This window comes from Klebsiella sp. R390 (assembly GCF_051131745.1).
GTDB lineage: Bacteria > Pseudomonadota > Gammaproteobacteria > Enterobacterales > Enterobacteriaceae > Klebsiella.
In genome coordinates this window covers 4,540,423-4,563,082 of record NZ_CP180445.1, presented here as the reverse complement: position 1 = coordinate 4,563,082, position 22,660 = coordinate 4,540,423, and the positions used below count along the sequence as shown (strand labels likewise).

16 protein-coding genes and 1 pseudogene are annotated in these 22,660 nt (G+C 51.8%); 6 read left to right on the top strand and 11 right to left on the bottom strand.

Annotated features, from left to right (window positions below):
• Positions 1-4 precede the first annotated feature (4 nt).
• A pseudogene (locus tag ACMYSP_RS21295) lies at positions 5-301 on the top strand (integrase core domain-containing protein); the annotation flags it as partial.
• 66 nt (positions 302-367) lie between these two features.
• On the opposite strand, the gene ACMYSP_RS21290 reads toward ACMYSP_RS21295, so the two are convergent.
• The 5 genes from ACMYSP_RS21290 to ACMYSP_RS21270 form a co-directional block, all read right to left on the bottom strand.
• The gene (locus ACMYSP_RS21290; RefSeq protein WP_434584034.1) at positions 368-5,944 is read right to left on the bottom strand and encodes a DUF3320 domain-containing protein; all 5,577 of its coding nucleotides are present in this window, start codon (positions 5,942-5,944) and stop codon (positions 368-370) included.
• A 664-nt stretch (positions 5,945-6,608) separates the two neighbouring features.
• On the bottom strand, positions 6,609-6,947 hold the full coding sequence (locus ACMYSP_RS21285; protein WP_434584032.1) for a DUF1869 domain-containing protein: 339 nt from the start codon (positions 6,945-6,947) through the stop codon (positions 6,609-6,611).
• A 10-nt stretch (positions 6,948-6,957) separates the two neighbouring features.
• Positions 6,958-7,290, bottom strand: coding sequence for a DUF1971 domain-containing protein (locus ACMYSP_RS21280; protein WP_434584031.1), 333 nt, complete (start codon positions 7,288-7,290; stop codon positions 6,958-6,960).
• Between the two features lie 211 nt (positions 7,291-7,501).
• Positions 7,502-9,424 carry a putative bifunctional diguanylate cyclase/phosphodiesterase gene (locus tag ACMYSP_RS21275; protein WP_434584030.1) on the bottom strand — a complete coding sequence of 641 codons (1,923 nt, stop codon included), beginning with the start codon at positions 9,422-9,424 and terminating at the stop codon, positions 7,502-7,504.
• Between the two features lie 10 nt (positions 9,425-9,434).
• A complete protein-coding gene (locus tag ACMYSP_RS21270; RefSeq protein WP_434584029.1) occupies positions 9,435-9,932 on the bottom strand; it encodes a molybdopterin-dependent oxidoreductase in 498 nt (165 codons plus the stop codon).
• 291 nt (positions 9,933-10,223) lie between these two features.
• On the opposite strand from ACMYSP_RS21270, the gene shiA reads away from it, so the two are divergent.
• From shiA to ACMYSP_RS21255, 3 genes are all read left to right on the top strand, one after another.
• Complete coding sequence (gene shiA, locus ACMYSP_RS21265) at positions 10,224-11,546, top strand: shikimate transporter (protein WP_434584028.1); 1,323 nt, start codon at positions 10,224-10,226, stop codon at positions 11,544-11,546.
• 44 nt (positions 11,547-11,590) lie between these two features.
• Positions 11,591-12,331 carry a lipoyl protein ligase domain-containing protein gene (locus tag ACMYSP_RS21260; RefSeq protein ID WP_434584027.1) on the top strand — a complete coding sequence of 247 codons (741 nt, stop codon included), beginning with the start codon at positions 11,591-11,593 and terminating at the stop codon, positions 12,329-12,331.
• Positions 12,332-12,507: 176 nt separating this feature from the next.
• Positions 12,508-13,566 (top strand): adenosylhomocysteinase, encoded by a 1,059-nt coding sequence (locus ACMYSP_RS21255; RefSeq protein ID WP_434587222.1) that lies wholly within the window; start codon positions 12,508-12,510, stop codon positions 13,564-13,566.
• A 44-nt stretch (positions 13,567-13,610) separates the two neighbouring features.
• Here the strand turns inward: ACMYSP_RS21255 and cobT are convergent, their stop codons facing one another.
• From cobT to dacD, 5 genes are all read right to left on the bottom strand, one after another.
• A complete protein-coding gene (cobT, locus tag ACMYSP_RS21250; RefSeq protein WP_434584026.1) occupies positions 13,611-14,669 on the bottom strand; it encodes a nicotinate-nucleotide--dimethylbenzimidazole phosphoribosyltransferase in 1,059 nt (352 codons plus the stop codon).
• Between the two features lie 162 nt (positions 14,670-14,831).
• Positions 14,832-15,155 (bottom strand): DUF496 family protein, encoded by a 324-nt coding sequence (locus tag ACMYSP_RS21245; protein ID WP_041146350.1) that lies wholly within the window; start codon positions 15,153-15,155, stop codon positions 14,832-14,834.
• A gap of 167 nt (positions 15,156-15,322) precedes the next feature.
• Positions 15,323-16,381, bottom strand: coding sequence for an FUSC family protein (locus ACMYSP_RS21240; RefSeq protein ID WP_434584025.1), 1,059 nt, complete (start codon positions 16,379-16,381; stop codon positions 15,323-15,325).
• Between the two features lie 105 nt (positions 16,382-16,486).
• A complete protein-coding gene (gene sbmC, locus ACMYSP_RS21235) occupies positions 16,487-16,960 on the bottom strand; it encodes a DNA gyrase inhibitor SbmC (RefSeq protein WP_434584024.1) in 474 nt (157 codons plus the stop codon).
• 134 nt (positions 16,961-17,094) lie between these two features.
• A complete protein-coding gene (gene dacD / locus ACMYSP_RS21230) occupies positions 17,095-18,261 on the bottom strand; it encodes a serine-type D-Ala-D-Ala carboxypeptidase DacD (protein WP_434584022.1) in 1,167 nt (388 codons plus the stop codon).
• 180 nt (positions 18,262-18,441) lie between these two features.
• Here dacD and sbcB point away from each other — a divergent pair, with 180 nt between their 5' ends.
• Positions 18,442-19,866 (top strand): exodeoxyribonuclease I, encoded by a 1,425-nt coding sequence (sbcB, locus tag ACMYSP_RS21225; RefSeq protein WP_434584021.1) that lies wholly within the window; start codon positions 18,442-18,444, stop codon positions 19,864-19,866.
• 87 nt (positions 19,867-19,953) lie between these two features.
• On the opposite strand, the gene fusA is transcribed toward sbcB, so the two are convergent.
• Positions 19,954-22,056, bottom strand: coding sequence for an elongation factor G (fusA, locus tag ACMYSP_RS21220; protein WP_434584020.1), 2,103 nt, complete (start codon positions 22,054-22,056; stop codon positions 19,954-19,956).
• Between the two features lie 239 nt (positions 22,057-22,295).
• Here fusA and ACMYSP_RS21215 point away from each other — a divergent pair, with 239 nt between their 5' ends.
• A complete protein-coding gene (locus tag ACMYSP_RS21215; RefSeq protein WP_123755019.1) occupies positions 22,296-22,598 on the top strand; it encodes an ArsR/SmtB family transcription factor in 303 nt (100 codons plus the stop codon).
• Positions 22,599-22,660: the final 62 nt, after the last annotated feature.

The following is a 22,660-nucleotide window of genomic DNA, read 5'->3' as shown; positions in this document are numbered from 1 at the left end:
TTGTAAGCATGCCGTAAAGCTGGAATTTATCAGGCCGGGCAAACCAACGCAGAATGCTTGTATATAACGCTTTGACCGAACATACCGTATAGAAATATTCGATTTTTATCTGTTCAGAACACTGAATGAAGTACGGGAAGTAGCGGAAAAATGGTTGTCGGAATATAACTGCGAACGTCCACATGAATCACTGAACAATCTGACACCGGAGGAATACCGACTACATTATCTGGCCGGGATCTCAAAAAATGCGTGGAACTTAAACGGATGTGCTTACAGTATGCTTACAAATCCGCCATGAATTATTATTAAGAATAAAAAAGATAAACTCAAAGAAAATACTTTGAGTTTATTCTAATATTGAAAATTACTCTGTGACTGTTTCTTTACTCTCAATAATCAGAGAGTCTTCTTTTAGAAGAACGCCTTTAAAGAGAAGTTGTTCAATTACCTCTGAAATAACTTTACGTAAGGTCCCGCTTGTTGCTTTAAACCCAAGAGATCTAGAGATAGACATAACTATCTCTTCTTCTGTCGCACCAAGGTTATTTTTTACTACCTGAGAAACTCCGACAGCAATCTCTTGAGGTGGCAACATTTCGGATTTACGCAGTCCCAACGACTGAACATTTTGTCGGTTTCGTAAGACAATCTTTGATTTCTGATGTATTAAAAATTGTCCATCCTGAAGGATATCACCTTTGTTGCAGACCAGATTAACAGCTTTGTTCACAACGGCCTCAATTCTGGCCCCTGCACGTTGTAATCCCCAGGCAGTTCGCAACCTGGTGATAACCTCGCTTACATGAACAGGAGATTCAACCTCAACTATCTGCTCAATAATTTCGCTGAGAATACCCAATGGGGTTTCATGCAGTTCATACCCCATATTAGCTGATGGGGTAGCCTCCACATAGGCAATCTCAGATTCTTTTGCAATATACGAATCGACAAGACCAATCTCGACGACAGGTCCTCTATCGACAGTCACAATTTCAACAGGTACCGCACGAATCCTTTGCTTCAATTGTTCAGTCCGTTCTGAGAGCTCTTTTTTGGCAGACTCTATAGCCTGAAGTGTTCGTTCCAACTGTTCTTCAGGCCGGTGGAACCAATCCGTACTCCAGATACGATGGATAATCCACCCGTGATCTTCTAGTACAGCCTGACGCAAGCGATCTCGTTCTCGCGCAGAACGTGATGAATGATAAGCACGGCCATCGCACTCAATACCAATCAAGTATCGCCCTGGCATATCTGGATCAGCAATAGCTAAATCTATAAAGAATCCAGCAATACCTACCTGGGGATGGACTTGATAACCAGCTTTCTGAAGCGCATCAGCAACCTGCTCTTCAAATACACTATCCATTTCTCTTTCAGTCCGTTGAGCTAACGATATCCGACCGGTACGGGCATATTGTAGGAAGAGTTTAAAGGCAAATACACCTTTGCCCTTTGCTCTTTCCAAATCAATATCTTCGTCTGTGATCGAAGCGAAAACCTCACATCGACGTTTGGCTCGACTGATTAATACGTTCAACCTTCTTTCCCCTCCCTCTGATCCCAGGGGACCAAAACGCATCGCCATGTATCCTTGCGTATTTCTGGCATAGCCGACGGAGATCATAATGACATCACGCTCATCACCTTGTACGTTCTCAAGGTTTTTAACGAAGAAAGGCTCACTCGGATGCGCATTGAAGAACTCTTCTAAATCGGGATTCAGACGGCGTAGTAACTCAAGCTCGTCCTGAATAGCCTTACGCTGAGAAACAGAAAATGTTGCAACGCCGAGCGACTGTTCCGGATATTTACGGGCATGCTCCATGATTGCTTTAGCGACAGCTTTAGCTTCTATCGTATTGGTTCCCTTACCACCTGATTCGAACACACCATCCGGGATGTAGTGGAATTGCAGACCCATGCCTGCTTCCTGAGTGTATGGACTCGGCACGATGAAGAGTTTATTCTCATAGAACTGACTATTGGATACAGCAATCAAGGATTGATGACGGCTGCGATAGTGCCAACGCAACATACGTTGAGGTAATCCCCTAGCAACAAACAGGCCCAATACACTCTCTATATCCGCAACCTGAGATACTTCATCACCATCATCATTAGCAGCAGATTCTGTCATCTTAGCGAAGAATCGCGTAGGTGGAAGTTGGCGTTCATCCCCGACGACCACAACCTGCTTACAGCGAGCAATTGCACCAATCGCATCAACCGGTTGTATCTGACTCGCTTCGTCCATGACCAGAAGATCGAACTTTTGTTTTCCCGGGATGAGGAATTGAGCAACAGATAACGGACTCATCATCATGATCGGCTTGAGTGCTTGAATCGCCACTCCAGCCTTCAGCATTAACTGACGAATTGGTAGATGCCCCCTCTTTTTCACCATTTCCGAACGCAGAACCCCCACTGGGCCAATACCGCCGCTCCTGGAAGGGATTTGTCTATGATGGGCACGCACAACCTCAAGACTGGCGACTTTGATACGTTTAAGGTCAAGCTCTGCAAATCCTGCAACCTGACGAGAATGAAGCTCACCATCAAAACGCACTAAATCGGGTTCTTCGAGAACCATGATTTTAAGTAGCGACTCAAAATAGGTTCGCTCTACGGCAGAAATAGCAGAATCTAGCGAAAGATCTCCACTCGCGAGTTTTTCTACTACCTCAGATAATCCATATTTTCGAGCCTGCGTAATACGATGCTGATACGCAACCCATTTAGAAAGTTGTTCTGAATTCTCAGCCCATGTTTGAAGTTTCTCGCACACAAGCGCTATCATTAATTTATCAGATGATGAGCCCAAAAGGGTTCCGATAGTTCCTTTTAATTCCGTCGCGATTTGTTCCAGTTCATTGACTATCTTTTGGCTGAACAGTTGAGTTTCTCGTGCAATATGGGCAGTTTCAGCTTTGTCTGCCAGTTTTGCCGCTACGAAACGTAACGCACTGTTCTCCTCTAACCAGGAACAAGCCTGACTCAGATAATCCCAATCAGATGACAGCTCTTTCCACTGTTCGTCAAAAGCGCTTTTTGCAAGCGGGGCTTCTGCACGTATTTCTGCAATCAGTTTCTGCAACTCAACCATTCGGGTAATTAGCTGGCTACGCTCATCAATACGAGCAGGAGGGTTAATCATTACACGAAAGCATTGTTCATCAATCACTATGAGATTTTGGATCTTCTCTTCAATGAAAACTAATGAGACGCGGGTGATAGATACCTGATTGGAAAAATATTCCTCTGGTGAAAAACCGAACGCGCTCCATAAGATGTCTAACTGGGTCCGAACCTGCTGCAGTAACTGGCTTAGTTGTTGCGCACGAAGCTTCACACCCTCGCGGTCGATAAGTCGGCTGGCCAACAGCCGAGCCTCAGCGCCTACACCACGGAGCGTTCTCATCCATTCAACTAATGCCATTAAAGAAGGGCTGTCACTTCTTTCACCGCGCCAATCGCTACCGAAAGCAGAATGACCAAAATCATTGCCTTCCTGAATTATTTTCCTCTCTGCCTGCGCCTTAATCAACTTGTCCAACAATAAGATCTGCTGCTCAACGGGCAACGAACGATCTCGCAGTAAAGAACCAACAAGTCCCCTCGCTTTTCTCCAGTTTCCATTGAGGTATCGGAAAATACCAGTATGGCTAGCCAGAAGATTCCTGGCCTCCTGAACATCCGTATTCCAGGCTACCTCATTAATTTGGGAATCAAGAGCTTCGCTAACGGTTCTGAAGGAGGCAATCGACTCAACCAGTTCAGCAGCTTTCTCAATACCATGATCCCAAACTGATGCGATAAAGGCGTCAGGACTGGCATTAGGGGCAGCAGCAATTCTTTCCCCCAAGGTGATGAGACGTTCTATTTCCTGAACAGTGTAATACCCTTCCTGAGTACCGAGTTCTTCATGTAAACGAGCAGCATCAAGACGCAACTTAGATAAAGGTTTCACCAGAGAACAAGCTGCGGAAAAACCATTAACCTGAAAATCACGAGGAAGCCTTGCCAGCGCATCTTCCAGTTCGGTAACTGGAGTTTCAATTTCTTCAGTTACTATATCCATCTCAAGATCTAAGCGAGCTTGCTGATACTGCTTACCCACCGCAACAAGTCGTTTGATTGCAGGCGCCTTATCATGCCAAACAGCAGAAATAAAGGCTTCCGCTGACAGGTCTGGTGCTTTATTGATACATTCAGCAACCTCAACTAATTTATAAATTGAAGAGAATGTTTCCGGTACGGGTGTAACGGAAAGCTCAGCAGACAGATTTGCAACAACGTTTTTAAGACGTACGACATCTCTTTCAAGCTCTTGCAGACGTGGAAGTAATTTTTCTACATCTATAGGTAATATCTGCTCAAGACCAACGCCACTCCACGGATGCTGAGCGGGCAAACCAATATCTCGGATGCGATCAACAATCTCTTTCACGAGCTCAAGGCGTTTCTCAAGATCGCTGGCATTCCAATGTTCAAATTCTTCGAAATGAAAATCGGTCGGGGCCTGGCCTAACTGACGTAATCGAACAAGATGCCCCATGACCTGATAGGGAGAGAAAGTTGAAGGATGATATATCTTGTGCAGCCTTGCTGGATGCTCGTTAAGTTTATCCCTCGCCTCCGTTAGGTTTCCTACCAGTGTGTCTGGAAACTCACCTCTAGGCGATCCCAGCTCCCAGACCCTTTTCAATTCCTCCAGGAAGACCCTTTTATTCGTCTTATTACTATGCAACTCTAAACAGGCGTCGCCCACACCCGCATGGTCAAGGCGACGTTTCACCACTTCAAGAGCAGCCATTTTTTCTGCGACAAATAAGACAGTTTTGCCATCTGCCACTGCAGAAGCAATGACATTCGCAATCGTCTGAGATTTCCCTGTCCCAGGAGGACCTTGAATAATAAGGTTTTTTCCTTTCCGTACATCATGGATAGCAAGAGTTTGAGAAGTATCGCTATCCATGATATGGAGCATATCCCTCGGCGAAATAAAAGGATCTATAGGTGCATCATCTGAAATCCTTTCATCCCTTTCATCAAACCCATCAACCATAAGTGACTGGATAAGAGGTTGTTCTGTGATATTGTCATTCTCTGGCCAGTTTTCTGGATCTAAATCCCGGTACATGAGGAATTTAGCGAAGGAGAAGAACCCCAGAGTAATATCGTTTTCTTGAACGCTCCAGTCAGACTTTGTCTGCACAGCCTTAGCAACCTCATCGATATACCCAGAAAGATCCAGCTCCTCATCAGTGTTGATCTTAGGCAATAAAATCTCATGTGTTCGCTGTAGATATGCCTCCAGAGAAAGGTTTTCAATAATCTCATCCTGCCTTGCCCGTAGTTTAAACCTCTCACCAGCAGTTCCACGCTCAAGAGACGCGGGGATCAAGATTAAAGGGGCATATCTAACATTTTCTTTATTATTGGGATCAATCCATTTTAAGGTACCGAGCGTCAGATAGAGTATGTTTACACCCTGTTCTTCTTCTAACGTTTTAGAATCGTGATAAAGATCCAACAATCTCTTTTGCAAACCTTGCGGAGTTAGCCTTGTTTGTAGTTTTGTATCCTGATGCTCAGCGCTGATTGCTTTTGGATCAACATCATCATCAAAAACAAGCAGCCGATCATCAACAAGAGCATCATCCGAATCCGATACAATGCCCTCATCATCAATTAGCTCCCCCTTCTTGCCTTCCCGTCCCGGTAGAAAAGTAAATACTTTTCCTTCTTTAACCAGCAAACGATAAATCTCAGTAGACCTCTCATCGATAATTTCTAAGAGTTTGGTTGTTTTAGAGCGAGGAATATTGAGGAGTTTATTGCGCGCAGATAAGTCAAGAAGCTCTGTACGAGCTCGCTCTAGTTTTTGCTGAAGAGAAAGATTATTATTCTTAAACAGTGAGTCTTCGTTATCATTCATGGCTGGGATTCCGTAGGTTCCATAACATCATCATTGCATACCCAATCTATAGTGTAACGAAGGTATTCAACGTCAGAATTCTACTATCTTAGCCATTTTTTTAGGATAACTCTAATAGATATCTTTGAAATCAAGGTAGGTAGAGTGGTATCCATAGTAGCTTCATTCTGATGAATGAGTTACAGGCTTTGACCTGTTTCCTATGGAGCGCCCCTTCACTGTTAAGATAACTTTTATTATTGGCAGAAAAACACTGAACCCCCCACACAAAAGAGATCAACTCCAAGTTAAGCAAATAAAACAGAATAAAATCCTTTAAATTCTCCACAAGGAAGAGTCTATTCATATAAAATATAATTTTTCTAGCAAAGCTTATTGGTGGTCATTCTGGTGGTCTTGACAGAAAGTGGATTCAGGTTTAGCTTAATTATTAGCCAGTTACCGGCAAAGGCGATCCCAGTCAGAGGAGCCATATTTAGAGAAGCCCGCTCAGGGAAACCCGAGCGGGCTTTTTGTTTGTGCATGCGACGAAAGCCTGGCCCGGCTTTTCGCGGACAGCTGTGCTTCAGGCTATCCGTTCCTCTCCGGGACATCGTTCAGGAAAGCGCTTCTGAAAGCTCCGATAAAGCGGCCCTGCTAGCACCGGCTGTTTATCTCTTCTGACCTACCAGCCACACACGTTAGTCTCTTCATCCGATTCATAGCCGCGCACGATATTAATCAGATCTTTTACCGCATCGGCAGCCACCCCTGGCGCCTGCAGTTCGCCCAAAGAGGCAAACTCTTTATCCACCGATACGCCATTGTTATTATTGGTCACCGACACAATAAAGCCCTTACTCTGCGCATTATCAGAAGAGAGCGGCGCCACCAGCTCCGCCAGCGCCTGCTCGGCCATTGCGGGAATGTAGAGCGCCATCGGCTTCAAATAGACTTTCTCTTGCCTGTCATTGTTGTTGCCGTTAACAACGGCCAATGAATAACCTTTGTTATCACTGTTCATACGTTCGTCCTTATCCCTCTATCAGAATGCGGGGATCGACATAGAAATCCACATTGAAGACGGTATCCTCGGTCAATGCTTCAATTCGGTGCCATTTCTCCGGCGGAAAAACACCAAACTGCCCGGCTTCAATCGTCAGCGTTTCTACAGGTTCCGGGCTGGTCTCATCGGCATAGCCGTAATAGCGTATTGTCCCCTGCATTACTGCCAGACGAGGATATACGCCCTGCCGCGTTCCGGCATCAAGATGCCGCTTCCAGATAGATGCCGGCGCCGTCTCGCGGGTCCACAGCGGCGTGGTCCGGGTATGTACATAATGGGTGGGAATAATAATTCGCTGCATGATTTGGCCTCGCTTTCCATACCGTTAAGTGCAGTCGGAAATGGTGAAATTTGTTGCATATAATATACCCCTTTTAATCACTAAGGGGATTGTTTTTTTAAATGACTAAGCCCTACCCCTTTATATACCCAATAAGAGTTAGTTTTATTTAAATATAAGAATGGCCGGATCTGGTTATTCAGATCCGTAATAAGAAAGGAGAAAGGAGGGTTTATTTTGCTGGGGTATTCAGTGGACCAGGTTTACCAATCAGATAACCCTGAACCAGGTCGCAACCAAGTTGCTGCAATGAACGTAACTGCTCTTCCGTTTCGACACCTTCGGCGACGATGCGCATGTGTAGGCTTTTCCCCATGCTGATAATTAACCGGACAATATCCAGGTCATCTTTCTGCATCGGAATATTCACCACAAATGAGCGGTCAATTTTAATCTTATCGAACGGGAAATAGCTCAACCGCGATAATGACGAGTAACCGGTACCAAAATCATCAATAGAAATCTGAATGCCCAGCTCGCGCAGCTGGCTGAGGATCTCTAAAGAACGAGTATTTTCATTGAAAATATCCGACTCGGTAATTTCCAGATCCAGACGATGCGGGTCCAGCCCTGTCCGCTTGAGGACGGAGATAACGACCTCGGTCAACGAGCTGTTAATTAACTGAATGGGCGACACGTTAACGGAGACCTTCATCGGAGATGACCATTTCGCAGCTTCCTCACAAGCGGTGCTCAACACCCACTCACCAAGCGCATTGATCATACCGGTCTTCTCGGCGATCGGGATAAAGGTCGTGGGCGGCACCACGCCACGCACAGGATGGAACCAGCGCACCAACGCCTCGTAACCATAAATATCGCCATTCACCGTATCGGCTATCGGCTGGTAATAGACCCGGAACTCACCATTATCAAGAGCCTGCAGCAGATCATCCTCAAAGGACTTATTCTCCTGGAGACGTTGCAGCATGTCAGGGCGGAAGATTTTTATCGTACCGGCCCCCTCTTTCTTTGCTTCATACAACGCCAGATCGGCACACTTATACAGATAATCGGTACGGGTTTCCCGGTCAGAAAGTACGACGCCGATACAGGCATCAATATTTATCAGCGAATCATAGATTTGATAAGGCTGGGTAATTTTTTCACGAATGACCTGCGCGCGATCCAGTGCCATTTCTTCGCTTAGATCGCTGGAGACCAGCGCAAACTCATCCCCTCCCAGGCGATAGAGTGTTTCAGAGGTTTTACGGAAAAAAGAGAGCCGACTGGCCAGTTCCTGCAGCAGCTTATCACCGGAATCGTGCCCCAGCGTATCGTTCACATCTTTAAAATTGTCGAGGTCGAATAACATGATCACCGCCGAGCCGTTGTAAGGCCTGACCTGGTTAACGACTTCCTGCAATTTTTGCCAGAAAGAAAGCCGGTTCGGCATTCCGGTTAATGAGTCATGATAGGCATCGTACTGCAGCCGACGGTTCTGCACCTGCAGCTTCTCTTTCGATGACTGCAGATCGTCGGCCAGCAGTTTCATTCTGACATGGGCACGGCGCAGGTTGTTATTTTGACGCAGCATCAACAGGCCCAGGGTAATACAGGTGGTAATCAGCAGGACAGAAATAATCGAGTAGATAAAATACAGATTCTGTATCTTGTCGTGGGTCTCATTAACCACATCGATCCCCTGCACCAGCGAGGTGGAGGCAATCGACGTCATCGGCCCGTCAAGCTCGCTCATGTCGCGTAATACGAGCTTGATCTGTGCCGGGGTCATCGTATCAAGTTCCCCATCGAGCTGACGTAAAATATGAATCAAACTCGCCACGGTTGCCTTACGCCCGGCGTCCTTACGAATAAAGTTGCCCAGATCGCCCTGCTCCAGCAGTTCAATCTGGCTCAGCATGATATCCAGACGCAGGCGGACCTTATCGTGGTCTACGCTATCAACACCGAGCGCATACGCGCCCAAACTCGCCTCCAGCCGCATATATTCGGAAACCATCTGGGATACTGACCAGGAGTCCGTATATCGGGTTAATTTCTGTAACTCACCTTGCCGCTCATGCACCAGGTAGGTGATGTACCCGGTGATGATGAAAAGCGACAAAATAATAGCGGTAAGTATTCGATTCAAGATCAAACCCTTACTCAATGATAATTTTTGAAACTTGCCATGCAGAACGAGAATAATAAATCTGATTCTGTAGCTCAGGCTGGCTATCGTAAGGGTAAACAATAAATAACGGGCCTTTATCACGGATCTGCATATATTCGCCGTTCATTTTTAGCGCGAGAATCGTTGGGAACTTGCGGAAGTCTTCAAGCGGGACGGTAGTGGTATAGTCATTGAGGGCAATGACCTTTGCGGTTTCACCTTTGGCGCCCACTAAATCCATCAATTTCTTAAGGGAAATACCGTCGAAACGCACCTTACCCGAATACCATGGCGTGGTGGTAACAATCGTCTCCATCCCTAGTTTTTCCAGCATATCCCGGTCAAACACCGCGGTATCGCCAGCATTCGTATTCCCAATCAGGCCGGAAATGGTTAAAACGGGCTTGCCAGTGGGGGCAGGCAGTTTTTCTGCAAACGCATTTGGCACAGCCATAACACAAAATAACACTGCGAAAAGTAGACGCATTTTGCTCACCATTCCGTAATTGGAGTTTTGTTAATTGTAAACCATTAGGGTCAATTCTTAAAAGATGTCAGCCCCGGGTTGTGAGGTTCTGGATTAAAAATATTTCCGCATTTCAGAGTCCTCCTGACTTATGTTTACACCTGGTGATAAAAAGAACGTTTTTTGCCATTTATGCAACGTCTCCGGTAAAAATCTTTTCTCTGCCCGGACTGCGAGGTAGTCTCTGTAAAGACGCAGCTAAGACTGCGTCTCATTCCAATAATGACAAATATGACAACAGACAGGACTAGTATGGACTCAACGCTTATTTCTCATCCCCCCGGCAAGGAGGTTTGTTCACTTAATCGCGCCAGAAGAGCGGCCTGGGGCAGCTTTGCCGGTGCGGTGGTCGACTGGTATGACTTTCTACTCTACGGCATCACCGCCGCGCTGGTGTTTAACCGTGAGTTTTTCCCTCAGGTTAGTCCCGCTATGGGGACTCTGGCGGCCTTCGCCACTTTCGGCGTGGGTTTCCTGTTCCGCCCGTTAGGCGGCATTATTTTTGGTCATTTCGGCGATCGTCTCGGGCGTAAACGGATGCTGATGATGACCGTCTGGATGATGGGCATTGCCACTGCCTGCATCGGCCTGCTTCCCTCCTTTAACCAAATCGGTTGGTGGGCGCCGGTTATGCTGGTCACCCTGCGAGCCATTCAGGGCTTCGCCGTTGGCGGAGAATGGGGTGGCGCGGCGCTGTTAGCCGTGGAAAGCGCCCCCAAACACAAAAAAGCCTTTTACAGCAGCGGAGTGCAGGTAGGTTATGGCGTCGGCCTGCTGCTCTCCACCGGCCTGGTCTCGCTGATTAGCGCCAATACCACCGACGAGCAGTTCCTGAGCTGGGGCTGGCGTCTGCCCTTCCTGTTCAGCGTCGTGCTGGTATTGATAGCTCTGTGGATCCGCAACGGCATGGCCGAATCGGCAGAATTTGAAAATCAGCAGCAACAGAAACCGCAACCGTCCGAGAAACAACGTCTTCCGGTCATCGAAGCACTGCTCCGCCATCCCGGCGCGTTTCTACTGATCATCGCCCTGCGCCTGTGTGAACTGTTAACGATGTATATCGTGACCGCCTTCGCTCTGAATTACTCCACCCAGAATCTCGGGCTACCGCGCGAACTGTTCCTGAATATTGGCCTGCTGGTCGGTGCCATCAGCTGTCTGACGATTCCCTGCTTCGCCTGGCTGGCTGACCGCTTTGGCCGGCGACGCATCTATATTACCGGTGCGCTAATCGGCACCCTGAGCGCCTTCCCGTTCTTTATGGCCCTGGAGAGTCAGTCCTACTTCTGGATCCTGTTTTTCGCCCTGATGCTGGCCAATATCGCCCATGATATGGTGGTCTGCGTTCAGCAACCGATGTTCACTGAGATGTTCGGCGCCAGCTACCGCTACAGCGGTGCCGGTGTCGGCTATCAGGTGGCCAGCGTGGTTGGCGGCGGCTTTACGCCGTTTATCGCGGCTGCGTTAGTCACCTTCTCCGGTGGTTCATGGCACAGCGTGGCGATTTACCTGACCGTCGGCTGCCTGCTCTCTGCCCTCACGGCGATGCTGATGAAACAGAAACCTCACCCCTGATAGCATACGGACGGCGGAGAAACCGCCGTCCATAAGGAGATGTCATGATCCAGGAGAACCGCCCCGCCTGCTGGCCCGCGCAGTTTCATCATCAGGAACTCCCGCTGCGGTTCTGTCCTGACCCGACCCTTGCCGAGCAACCACTGATTGAGCAGGCGCGTAATGGCCTGGCGGTGGCCCAGCTCTGGCAGGCACCGCAGGGGTTTGTCGTGCCGGGAAGCTATCGCAAATTTAGTGAACTCGACCACGTGAATACGCTTTTCAGCCAGCGCGGCTGGCCGGTATGGATACGCCGATCCGGCGGCGGGCTGGTGCCGCAAGGCCCGGGGATCGTTAATCTCAGTCTCGCCTGGCCGGTATCACAACCGCTGGGAGAAGCGGCGGAGCCGATCTACCTCCTGCTCTGCGGGCTGCTGCAGCGCGCCCTGGCGACGTTCGGCGTCACCAGCCATTTTCAGTCCGTTACCGGTTCGTTTTGCGACGGGCGCTACAACCTGGCCTGCGGCGAGGGTGAGGATGTGCGCAAAATTGCCGGAACCGCCCAGTACTGGCGGCCACTGGCGCAGGGAGAAGGACATATCGTCCTCGCCCATGCGGTGATCTTAGTGGAAGCCGATCTGCCCGCCGCACATCAGGTGGCGAATGCGTTCGAAGCCCGGCTCAACAGCGGACGGGTCTATCGGGCCGATAAAACCGTCTCGCTGTCACAGCTGCTGCCCGGTGAAACCAATCTGCTGGATCGTTTTCGCCAGGCGCTGGCGCAACAACTACACTCGCCAGCTTAGGCACTCTCAGATAGCGACGACAGACAATCGTGATTTGCCATCGTTACCGGATTCCTGCGCCTTACGCTAGAATCCATTTTTCCATCGGGGATTAACCCGCTCTACGCACTGAAGGTCACAATACCGTGAATAATAAGACAAACTTTACGAAAGACGTGGCATGGGCCCGCCAGAATATGCCGCGGACGCTGCGCCAGGTTGCCGCGCTTCCAGACCTGAGCCAGGTGCGACTGGCCTGCTGCATGCATCTGGATATGAAAATGATCCCACTGGTGCAGGGGATCCTCGGAAAAGGGGCAAAAGTCTTTCTGACCACCTGCAACCCGACCACCGTTCAGGATGATGTGGTTGCCTGGCTGGTCGAGCGCGGCGCTGAGGCCTGTGCCTGGCGCGACATGAGCGATGCCGACTGGCAGCAATCCTGGGAACAGGCCATTGCCTGGGAACCGACGCATTTGTGCGAAATGGGGGCGGATATTACCACTCTGCTCCACCAGCGCGGTGAGTTTGGCAATATCGTTGCCGGCCTGGAAGCCACCGGCTCCGGCGTCAGCCGCCTGGGCGATATCCGTCCCGGCTATCCTATTTTTAACTGGGACGACCTGCCGGTGAAAGAGGGTTTGCATAACCGCCACATGGTTGGCCTCACCGCCTGGCACACCTTTTTCCAGACCACCCACCTGACCTTGCATGAGAAAAAAGTACTGGTGATCGGCTATGGCCTGGTGGGGCAAGGCGTTGCAGCCTCGGCGAAAGCCTTTGGCGGACAGGTCATGGTGGCCGAAATCGATCCCGCTCGTCGCCTGCAGGCGGCCTATGATGGCTGGCATGTTGTCGACTTACAGGATGCCATCGCCTCTGCGGATGTGGTCGCTACCGCAACCGGCGGCAAAAAAGTGGTCAACAGCCAGGCCCTGGACAAGGCGAAAGACGGGGTATTTATCCTCAACGTGGGCCACGTTGCCGAAGAGATCGACTGTGGCTATCTGCGTCAGTTCAGCCATGAAGAGGTCATGCCGTTCATCAACGCCTACCGGATGGAGAATAAAACCGTGTATCTGATGGCCAACGGTTCGATGCTGAACCTGACCGCAGGATTTGGCGACAGTCTGAACGCCTTTGACGTCACTCTGGCCGTGATGGCCAGCGGCATCAAGCATATCGTAACCGACGGAATGCAGGCGTCGGCGGAGGTCTATCTGCTGCCGCAAAGCGTGTGGCAACAGGCGCTCTAAATCCGTGTGGATATCAGGGCGACGGCTGTCGCCCTGATTGCTGGTTAGTGGCTTTCCGGCAGTACAATATTACTTTCAGCCAGCGTTCCCATCTCGTTGTAGACCGTACAGGCGGCCTGCACCAGATGCATCGCCAGCGCCGCCCCGCTCCCTTCACCCAGGCGCATCCCCATGTTCAGATAGGGTTCCAGCTGTAGATGTTCCAGTGCGATACGCGCCCCTTTTTCCGCCGACAAATGTGACGGGATCAGATACGGGTGAACCCCAGGCGCCAGACGACAGGCCGCCAGCGCCGAGGCATAAGACAGAAAACCGTCCAGCACCACCGGCAACCCACAAGATGCAGCCCCCAGCATCACACCGGCCATACCGACCAGATCAAACCCGCCGACTTTCGCCAGCACGTCCAGACCATCATCCGCCTGCGGTTGATTGACCGTAATCGCCTGACGCACGACATCGGCTTTGTGCGCCAGTTGAGACACCGGCAGGTTAGCGCCAATGCCGACCACCTCATGAGCATCATTGCCGGTCAGCACGCTGACGACTGCCGCCGCGGGGGTGGTATTGGCCATACCCAGTTCGCCGACGCCAAACACCTTCACGCCTTGAGCAGCCAGCTCGCGGGTATAGCCAATGCTGGCCACCAGCAGCGCCGTCGCCTGTTCGCGGCTCATGGCCGCCGTGTGGGCAATGTTAGCGCTGCCGCGCGCGACTTTCATATTCACCAGGCCGGGAATTGGGTCCGCGTCGATACCGGCATCAATTACGTGTACCTGGGCTCCGGCCTGCGCCGCCAGCACGCAGACGCCGGTATTTTTCCGGGTCATGTTTGTTGCCTGAATTGCCGTCACCACCTGAGGTGAAATCGCAACCCCTTCATGCCAGACGCCATGATCGGCGCACATCACGACAATGGCTTTCTCCATCAACTGAAGCTCGCCGCGCAACCCCGGCATGCCGGCTAGCTGTACGGCCAGCGCCTCCAGCCGCCCCAGGCTACCCGGCGGTTTTAATAATCCGTCCAGATGCTGTTGCGCCCGCGCCATTGCCGCCCGATCCGGCGGTGCAATTGCGGCAATAAAAGCCGAAAGATTGTCCATTATGTTCCTCGTCGCACTGTCAAATGCTGTGTCAAAGCCCATTGTGAACACTGTGGCGTGCAGAAATACACGTGACAAGACCGTTCACCACAGGGGAAAGGAGATAAATCAGAGGGGGAAATTCCCGGCGACGAGGGCCGCCACCGGGCAGGTACAGCGTGCTTACTCTTCGACTTTCGCTTCGCCAATCACTTTCAGCTTTTTGGAAATGTCGCGGCGTTCTTTGGACAGCTCAGCATTTTTGATGATGTAGTCATCAACACGATCTTCGTAATCGCTTTTCATGCTGGCAATGATGCCCTGAATGGCTTCAACGCTCATGCCTGGCTTGATGTAGTCACTGAGGTTGTCCAGCAGCAGTACGCGCTTCTGGTTGTCACGGATCTTTTTCTCAACGTCCTGAATTTCACGCTGCAATTTGTTCTTACGACGATACAGGCGAACAAACTCCAGTACGTCCTGGAAAGAAGGCTTAGTTGTTTCCATTTTTACACCCCTAATATTTGAGATTCGGATTCGTAAAGCGGCTGCTATATAGGGCTAACATAACTGTTAGCAGACGCTGATGACAATGTTTTTTCCTTTACGTTTATCATAACCCTAAATGCAGCTGAATCGAAGCAACCTGTGGGCAAATTGCGTGCATCTGGCTTTTATTTACGCAGTGCCCGACAGATTAAATTCGACAGCAGCTCAAGCTGACGCGCCAGTTCGATGCTCAGCCAGACGTAACCATGGATGGGGGTTTCCGACAGGTTTTCCCCCTGATGCTCGTTCATCAGCTGGCGCAGTTCAGCCACAACCTCGTTGAGTTTTTCAGTGTTGGCGCGAATGGGCTGCGGATTACCCTCATACAAGGCATGCGCAATGGTCAGCAGGGTTTGCTGGGTCATCTGTTGGGTTTCGCGCAGCGTATGAGCGTTGAGCATCACAAAATGGCCGGGACGGGAAATCCAGTAGGCGTTGACCTGCAGTTCAAGCATGCAGACCAGATTGCGGCTGACGGTCTGAATCGCCTCAAAAATGGCTTTCTGGATATGGGTCTCTTTGCTGGCCGGAGTGATCAGGCCGCGCATCTTGACCACATCGTTCAGCACCTTCTGCAGGTGTTTCTCCAGACGCGGTCGTTCCACCAGGTTGGGGGAAAAACCAGCCTGATAAAGACGGTTGAAGGCGGTGACATAGTTGGCCATCTGAATGCGCCAGTGCAGAAACGCCCGCTGTGGCCAGATGCCGGTGAACAACATCGCCAGCAAAGAACCAAAGATAACATCGCCGCTTCGCCAGAGCGCGGTATGCATATCGCCGGGCGGAGCCCCAACCACCACCGACAGCGTAATGCCGATAAGCAGCGCCTGATAGGGCTTTTTGCCTAGCGCTAACCAGCCGCAAAGGAACATCGCCAGACCACACCACAACACCATAACAGGTAAGGAGATCAGTTCAAGCTTGAGCGCCACCAGCCCCAGTGCCGAGCCTAAAATGGTGCCGCCGATACGTTCAAAAGCACGCGGTACCACGTTGCCCCAGAAAGAAATCGGGCCCATCACTACCACCAGGGTAATCAGCGGCCAGGTACCTTCCGGTACATTCAGCAGACGAACCAGCAAAAAAGTGAGGACAAAGGCCAGGGCAATTCGAATACCATGCACCACGCGATAATGGCGATACAGACGGATTTCGAAAGGCTTGAGTGATTTATCAGCGCGCACAACGCTCTCCAGCAAGAAAGCAGGTAGCAAAGGCCAATTGTAACTGCTTTTTCACTATAAGCAGCACGCCGATCAAAAAAACCTTTTCACCGGGGGATTATCGGGTTACTCCCCGACCGGCGTTACCGCAACATACATCTCAATGTCCCAGTAACCGTCCTGATTGCCGTCGTTCAGATAAAGCTCGAAACACGGTTTGTCCGCAATGTGGTATGCCTTGTCCTGCATCAGGCTGTTGAAGAAGGCCAGCCACGGCGTGGAGAAGTCATGATTTTCCACCCGTGCACGGGCGAAAGCATACTCTCCGCCGGCTATCTGAGTGAGAATCACCCCTTCACTGCCGGGCGGGATAATATAATCTTCCGCTACGGTAACGACCGTATCGCAGCGCAGTTTCTCGGGCGGCACCTGGTCGGGGTTATCGTAGTAAACGGCCACCCACTCCTGGGCCGGCACCTGATGGTTTGTGACCCATGCCATCAACTGTTCGAAACCCTGTTTAACGGTCTGTTCCCAGGGCCCCACCAGATGAAAACCGGCAATGTTACGCTTGTCGACGGACTTAACGTGATATTCCATGCTGCCTCCATTGTTGATAACAACTGTATAAATATACATGAAGTGTAACCAGGCGATGAAGATCAGTATGTGAGTTGATTCGCAGAGTTGCCGTAATATTATCCAAAAAAAATGCCCCGAACGGGGCATTAAGATTACAGGCCGTGGTGCAGATAATCGCTCAGTCGCGAGAAGAAGCCGCCCTTGCCGACGCTTTCCAGGGTGACCAGCGGCCAGTGGGCTACCACTTTGTCACCATCGTACAGTGAAATCTCGCCCACCCGCTGATTGGCGGCAATCGGCGCTTCGAGATCTTTCTTATCCAGCACATATTTCGCTTTGATGCGTGACACTTCCGACTTCGGCAGCGCTAACCAGAAATCCTGATCGGTACCCAGCTCAATGTGATCTTTATCGCCGTACCAGATCTGCTCGCTGCCGACTTTTTTGCCCTTTTGCAGCACCTGGACGGTATCGAAATTTTGCTGACCCCAGTGCAGCAGTTTTGCCGCCTGCTGCTCGCGCCCTTTCGGGCTGTCGGCGCCCATCACTACGGCAATAAGACGACGCTGACCGTCGACCGCAGAGGCAATCAGGTTAAACCCGGCGCCAGAGGTGTGTCCGGTTTTCAGGCCATCGACATTCATGGTTTTATCCCACAGCAGCCCGTTACGGTTCTGCTGGGTGATGCCATTCCATGTCAGGCTTTTTTGACTGTACATATGGTAGACGTCAGGTTCGCCGTGAATGATCGCCCGTGACAGTACCGCCAGATCGTATGCGGAACTGTGCTGACCCGGCGCATCAAGACCATGCACGGTTTCAAAATGAGTATCCTGCAGATGCAGCTTTTCAACATAGCTGTTCATCAAGGCGACGAATTGTGGCTGGCCGCCGGCCACATAATCCGCCAGCGCGACGCAGGCGTCATTACCGGAATCGACGATTAATCCCCGGCTTAAATCACGTACGCTAACCCGGTCACCTTGCTTCAGGAACATCAGTGATGAGCCGTCAAATACCGGGTTGCCTTTAGCCCAGGCGTCGCGGCCGACGGTGACGATGTCGTCAAAGGTGATACGGTGGCTGTCGATGGCACGATCGACCACATAGCCGGTCATTAATTTCGTCAGACTGGCAGGGTTACGCTGCTGGTGCTCATTGCCCGCAGTCAGTATCTGTCCGGTGGTATAATCCATAAGTACCCAGGAGCCAGCCTGAATCGACGGTGGCGCCACGGTAACGGGGAAATCAGTAGCAGCAAATGCGCAAGAAACGCTCGAAGCGAGCAAAGTTACAGCAATAAAAAAACGGCCTTTCAACGGCATATCCTCTAGATTGGCAGACTCGCCGTCCTTTTTACGGAAGTTCTTCTTACAAATCAGGGTTTAATTGCAAGAAAATATGACACGGTAAAAGTCTGCCGCGGCCAACGCCCTTCTGATGCCCAGGCAAATCGTTTACCATAACGGATGCACGCCACCATGGATAATGAACAGACTATGCAAGATAGCGCCAATCAGCCCGGATTTTTGTTTCACGATTACGAGACCTTCGGCACCAGCCCCTCGCTTGACCGGCCGGCGCAGTTCGCCGCCATCCGCACCGATGCGGAGCTGAATATCATCGGCGAACCGGAAGTCTTCTACTGCAAACTGGCCGACGACTATCTGCCGCAACCACAGGCGGTCATGATCACCGGGATCACGCCCCAGGAAGCTATCGCCAAAGGCGACAACGAAGCGGCCTTTGCCCGCCGTATTCACGATCTGTTCACGGTGCCAAAAACCTGCATCGTCGGCTATAACAACGTGCGCTTCGATGATGAAGTCAGCCGCAATATTTTCTATCGCAACTTCTATGACCCCTATGCCTGGAGCTGGCAGCACGATAACTCCCGTTGGGATCTGCTGGATGTGATGCGTGCCTGCTACGCGCTGCGCCCGGAAGGGATCAACTGGCCGGAGAACGACGACGGCCTGCCAAGCTTCCGCCTGGAGCATCTGACCGTCGCCAACGGCATTGAACACAGCAACGCTCACGATGCGATGGCCGATGTTTATGCCACCATCGCCATGGCGAAACTGGTCAAAACCCAGCAGCCGCGCCTGTTTGACTATCTCTACAGCCATCGCAACAAGCGCAAGCTGGCGACGCTTATCGACGTGGTTCAAATCAAGCCGCTGGTCCATGTTTCCGGCATGTTCGGCGCGGCGCGCGGCAACACCAGCCTGGTCGCCCCGCTTGCCTGGCACCCGGACAACCGCAATGCGGTGATCATGGTCGATCTTGCCGGCGATATGACTCCGCTGCTGGAACTGGATGCCGACACGCTGCGCGAACGTCTGTATACGCCAAAAACCGATCTCGGCGAGCTGGCGGCGGTGCCGATTAAGCTGGTCCATCTGAATAAATGCCCGGTGTTGGCCCAGGACAACGCGCTGCGCCCACAGGATGCCGACCGACTAGGGATTAACCGCCAACGCTGCATGGATAACCTGCAGCTGCTGCGAAGCCACCCTCAGCTACGTGAGAAAGTGGTCGCCCTCTTTGCCGACGCGGAACCGTTTGTACCGTCTGACAACGTCGATGCTCAGCTCTATAACGGCTTTTTCAGCGATGCCGATCGCGCGGCGATGAAAATCGTCCTCGAAACCGAGCCGCGTAACCTGCCTGCGCTGGACATTACCTTCGCCGACCAGCGGATAGCTCGTCTGCTGTTTAACTATCGCGCGCGCAATTTCCCCGGCACTCTCGACGAAGCCGAGCAGCAGCGCTGGTTAGAGCATCGTCGTGAAGTCTTTACCCCGGAGCGTTTACAGGCCTACGCCGATGAGTTACAGATGCTGTATCAGCAATATCCGGATAACACAGAGAAGCAGGCGCTTTTGAAAGCGCTGTGGCAGTACGTGCAGGAGATTGTTTGATTGGGAGACGTTCCCGGTGACGCAGCTTAACGAGCCTGATGGGTTGTCGCCCGGGTTGGGCGTAAAGCTCAACCCGGGAACGGTTAGTTAACTTCTGGCGCGGCTGGCGATAATCGCCTCCGCGACATTGCGCGGAGCTTCCGCGTAATGGTGGAACTCCATGCTATAGGTGGCGCGTCCCTGCGACATCGAACGCAGCGTGGTGGAATAGCCAAACATCTCAGCCAGCGGCACATCCGCACGGATAATCTGGCTGCCGAAGCGCTCTTCCATCCCTTGCACCATGCCGCGCCGGGAAGAGAGATCGCCCATAATGTTCCCGGCGTACTCCTCCGGCGTTTCCACTTCCACGTGCATTACCGGTTCGAGGATCACCGGATCGGCCCGGCGCGCCCCCTCCTTGAAGCCAAAAATCGCCGCCATGCGGAAAGCCATCTCCGATGAGTCGACATCATGGTACGAGCCAAAGGTCAGGGTCGCTTTGACATCCACTACCGGATAACCGGCCAGTACGCCGGTGCCCATCGCTTCACGCAAGCCTTTCTCCACCGACGGGATATACTCGCGCGGCACCACCCCGCCTTTAGTAGCATCTTCAAACACAAAGCCACCTCCCGGCGCCAGCGGTTCCAGCGTCAGCACCACATGACCGTACTGCCCTTTGCCGCCGGACTGGCGCACAAATTTGCCTTCCACCTCTTTGACCGTTTTGCGGATCGTCTCGCGGTAGGTTACCTGCGGTCGGCCGATATTCGCCTCCACGCCAAACTCACGTTTCATGCGGTCGACGATAATTTCCAGATGCAGTTCCCCCATCCCAGAGATAATCGTCTGGCCGGACTCTTCGTCAGTGTGCAGACGAAATGACGGGTCTTCCGCCGCAAGCCGCTGCAAAGCGATGCCCATTTTCTCCTGGTCGGCTTTGGTTTTCGGTTCAATCGCCAGCGAAATCACCGGCTCCGGAAACTCCATGCGTTCCAGGGTAATCACCGCATCGGGATCGCACAGCGTGTCGCCGGTGGTCACATCCTTCAACCCGACGCAGGCAGCAATATCCCCGGCATGCAGTTCATCCACCTCATGGCGATCGTTGGCATGCATCAGGACAATACGTCCAATACGCTCCTTCTTGCCTTTCACCGGGTTGTACACCGCATCACCTTTTTTCAGGGTGCCGGAGTAGACGCGGATAAAGGTCAACTGGCCAACGTACGGATCGGTCATCAGTTTAAATGCCAGCGCCGAGAACGGCTCGTCATCGCCAGGGTGACGTTCTGCTGACTGGCCTTTCTCATCGACCCCTTCAATCGCCGGAACATCCAGCGGCGACGGCATCAGTTCGATTACCGCATCGAGCATGCGCTGCACGCCCTTGTTCTTAAACGCGCTGCCGCACAGCACCGCCTGGATTTCCCCGCCAACGGTGCGTTGACGCAATCCGGCGATAATATCAGCCTCGCTGAGTTCGCCAGTTTCCAGATATTTATCCATCAGCGCGTCGTTGGCTTCTGCCGCCGCCGAGACCATTTTTTCGCGCCACTCACGGGCGGTCGCCAGCAATTCATCCGGCACTGGCGCGTAGCTGAAGGTCATTCCCTGAGTCGCGTCGTCCCACAAAATAGCGCGCATTTTGATGAGATCCACCACCCCGGTGAAATGCTCCTCGGCCCCGATGGGGATCACGATCGGCACCGGGTTAGCTTTCAGACGGTCGATCATCATCTGCACGACACGGAAGAAATCCGCGCCGGGGCGGTCCATCTTGTTAACGAAAGCCAGCCGTGGTACGTGGTATTTATTCGCCTGTCGCCAGACGGTTTCCGATTGCGGCTGCACGCCGCCGACGGAGTCATACACCATGACCGCACCGTCCAGCACGCGCATCGAGCGTTCCACCTCAATGGTGAAATCCACGTGCCCTGGGGTGTCGATAATATTGATGCGATGCGGCTCGAAACTGCGATCCATACCGGGCCAGAAGCAGCTTACCGCCGCGGAGGTAATGGTAATTCCGCGCTCTTGCTCCTGCGCCATCCAGTCAGTGGTTGCCGCGCCATCGTGTACTTCCCCCAGCTTATGGCTCATTCCAGTGTAAAACAGAATGCGCTCGGTAGTGGTGGTTTTGCCGGCATCGATATGCGCGGAGATACCGATGTTGCGATAACGTTCGAGGGGGATGGGTCGGGGCATGATGCGTCCTTAGTCGTATTGACTGTCAGTGAGCGGCTGAATAGTGCCGCAATGTGTTTATCGGCCTCTATCATAGTACAACTGTACGAGTATATTCGAACTATTTTTGCTATCGTTTCTATTGGTGAAGCTGAACTGACGTACGTGGCGTTAGCCATGTAGTTTGGGTATATTACCGGCCAGCCGCCGATACGGGCTGCTGCTCCCGGGAGCAGAGCAACCGCCGACACAGGAATATTATGATCGCCAATCATCCCGAACGTGAACAAATCCGCCTGGAAAATGTTCTTTTTGCCCTTGGAAACCCGATGCGTCTGGAGATTATTCGCATCCTGGCAGACGGCAATGAACAGAGCTGCAACGCCCTGCGCCCTGAAGATATCGCTAAATCCACGATGACTCACCACTGGCGCGTTCTGCGCGATAGCGGCGTGATCTGGCAGCGCCCTCAGGGACGCGAGAACATGATTTCGTTACGCAGAGACGATCTCGACGCCCGCTTCCCAGGGCTGCTGGATGCGCTGCTCAAGGTGATGGCTTAGGCCGAAAAAAGGATGTGATTCAGGCAGGTTGCGGGTCACGTGCCGCGACAAAAACAAAAAAG

What these genes read in the sequence shown, in the direction of transcription:
- fusA (WP_434584020.1), bottom strand. Translation starts at nt 22,056, where the DNA reads ATGCCCCGACCCATCCCCCTCGAACGTTATCGCAACATCGGTATCTCC.
- ACMYSP_RS21245 (WP_041146350.1), bottom strand. Translation starts at nt 15,155, where the DNA reads ATGGAAACAACTAAGCCTTCTTTCCAGGACGTACTGGAGTTTGTTCGC.
- sbcB (WP_434584021.1), top strand. Translation starts at nt 18,442, where the DNA reads ATGCAAGATAGCGCCAATCAGCCCGGATTTTTGTTTCACGATTACGAG.
- ACMYSP_RS21270 (WP_434584029.1), bottom strand. Translation starts at nt 9,932, where the DNA reads ATGCGTCTACTTTTCGCAGTGTTATTTTGTGTTATGGCTGTGCCAAAT.
- ACMYSP_RS21255 (WP_434587222.1), top strand. Translation starts at nt 12,508, where the DNA reads ATGCCGCGGACGCTGCGCCAGGTTGCCGCGCTTCCAGACCTGAGCCAG.
- ACMYSP_RS21215 (WP_123755019.1), top strand. Translation starts at nt 22,296, where the DNA reads ATGATCGCCAATCATCCCGAACGTGAACAAATCCGCCTGGAAAATGTT.
- cobT (WP_434584026.1), bottom strand. Translation starts at nt 14,669, where the DNA reads ATGGACAATCTTTCGGCTTTTATTGCCGCAATTGCACCGCCGGATCGG.
- ACMYSP_RS21290 (WP_434584034.1), bottom strand. Translation starts at nt 5,944, where the DNA reads ATGAATGATAACGAAGACTCACTGTTTAAGAATAATAATCTTTCTCTT.
- ACMYSP_RS21280 (WP_434584031.1), bottom strand. Translation starts at nt 7,290, where the DNA reads ATGCAGCGAATTATTATTCCCACCCATTATGTACATACCCGGACCACG.
- sbmC (WP_434584024.1), bottom strand. Translation starts at nt 16,960, where the DNA reads ATGGAATATCACGTTAAGTCCGTCGACAAGCGTAACATTGCCGGTTTT.
- ACMYSP_RS21285 (WP_434584032.1), bottom strand. Translation starts at nt 6,947, where the DNA reads ATGAACAGTGATAACAAAGGTTATTCATTGGCCGTTGTTAACGGCAAC.
- ACMYSP_RS21260 (WP_434584027.1), top strand. Translation starts at nt 11,591, where the DNA reads ATGATCCAGGAGAACCGCCCCGCCTGCTGGCCCGCGCAGTTTCATCAT.
- shiA (WP_434584028.1), top strand. Translation starts at nt 10,224, where the DNA reads ATGGACTCAACGCTTATTTCTCATCCCCCCGGCAAGGAGGTTTGTTCA.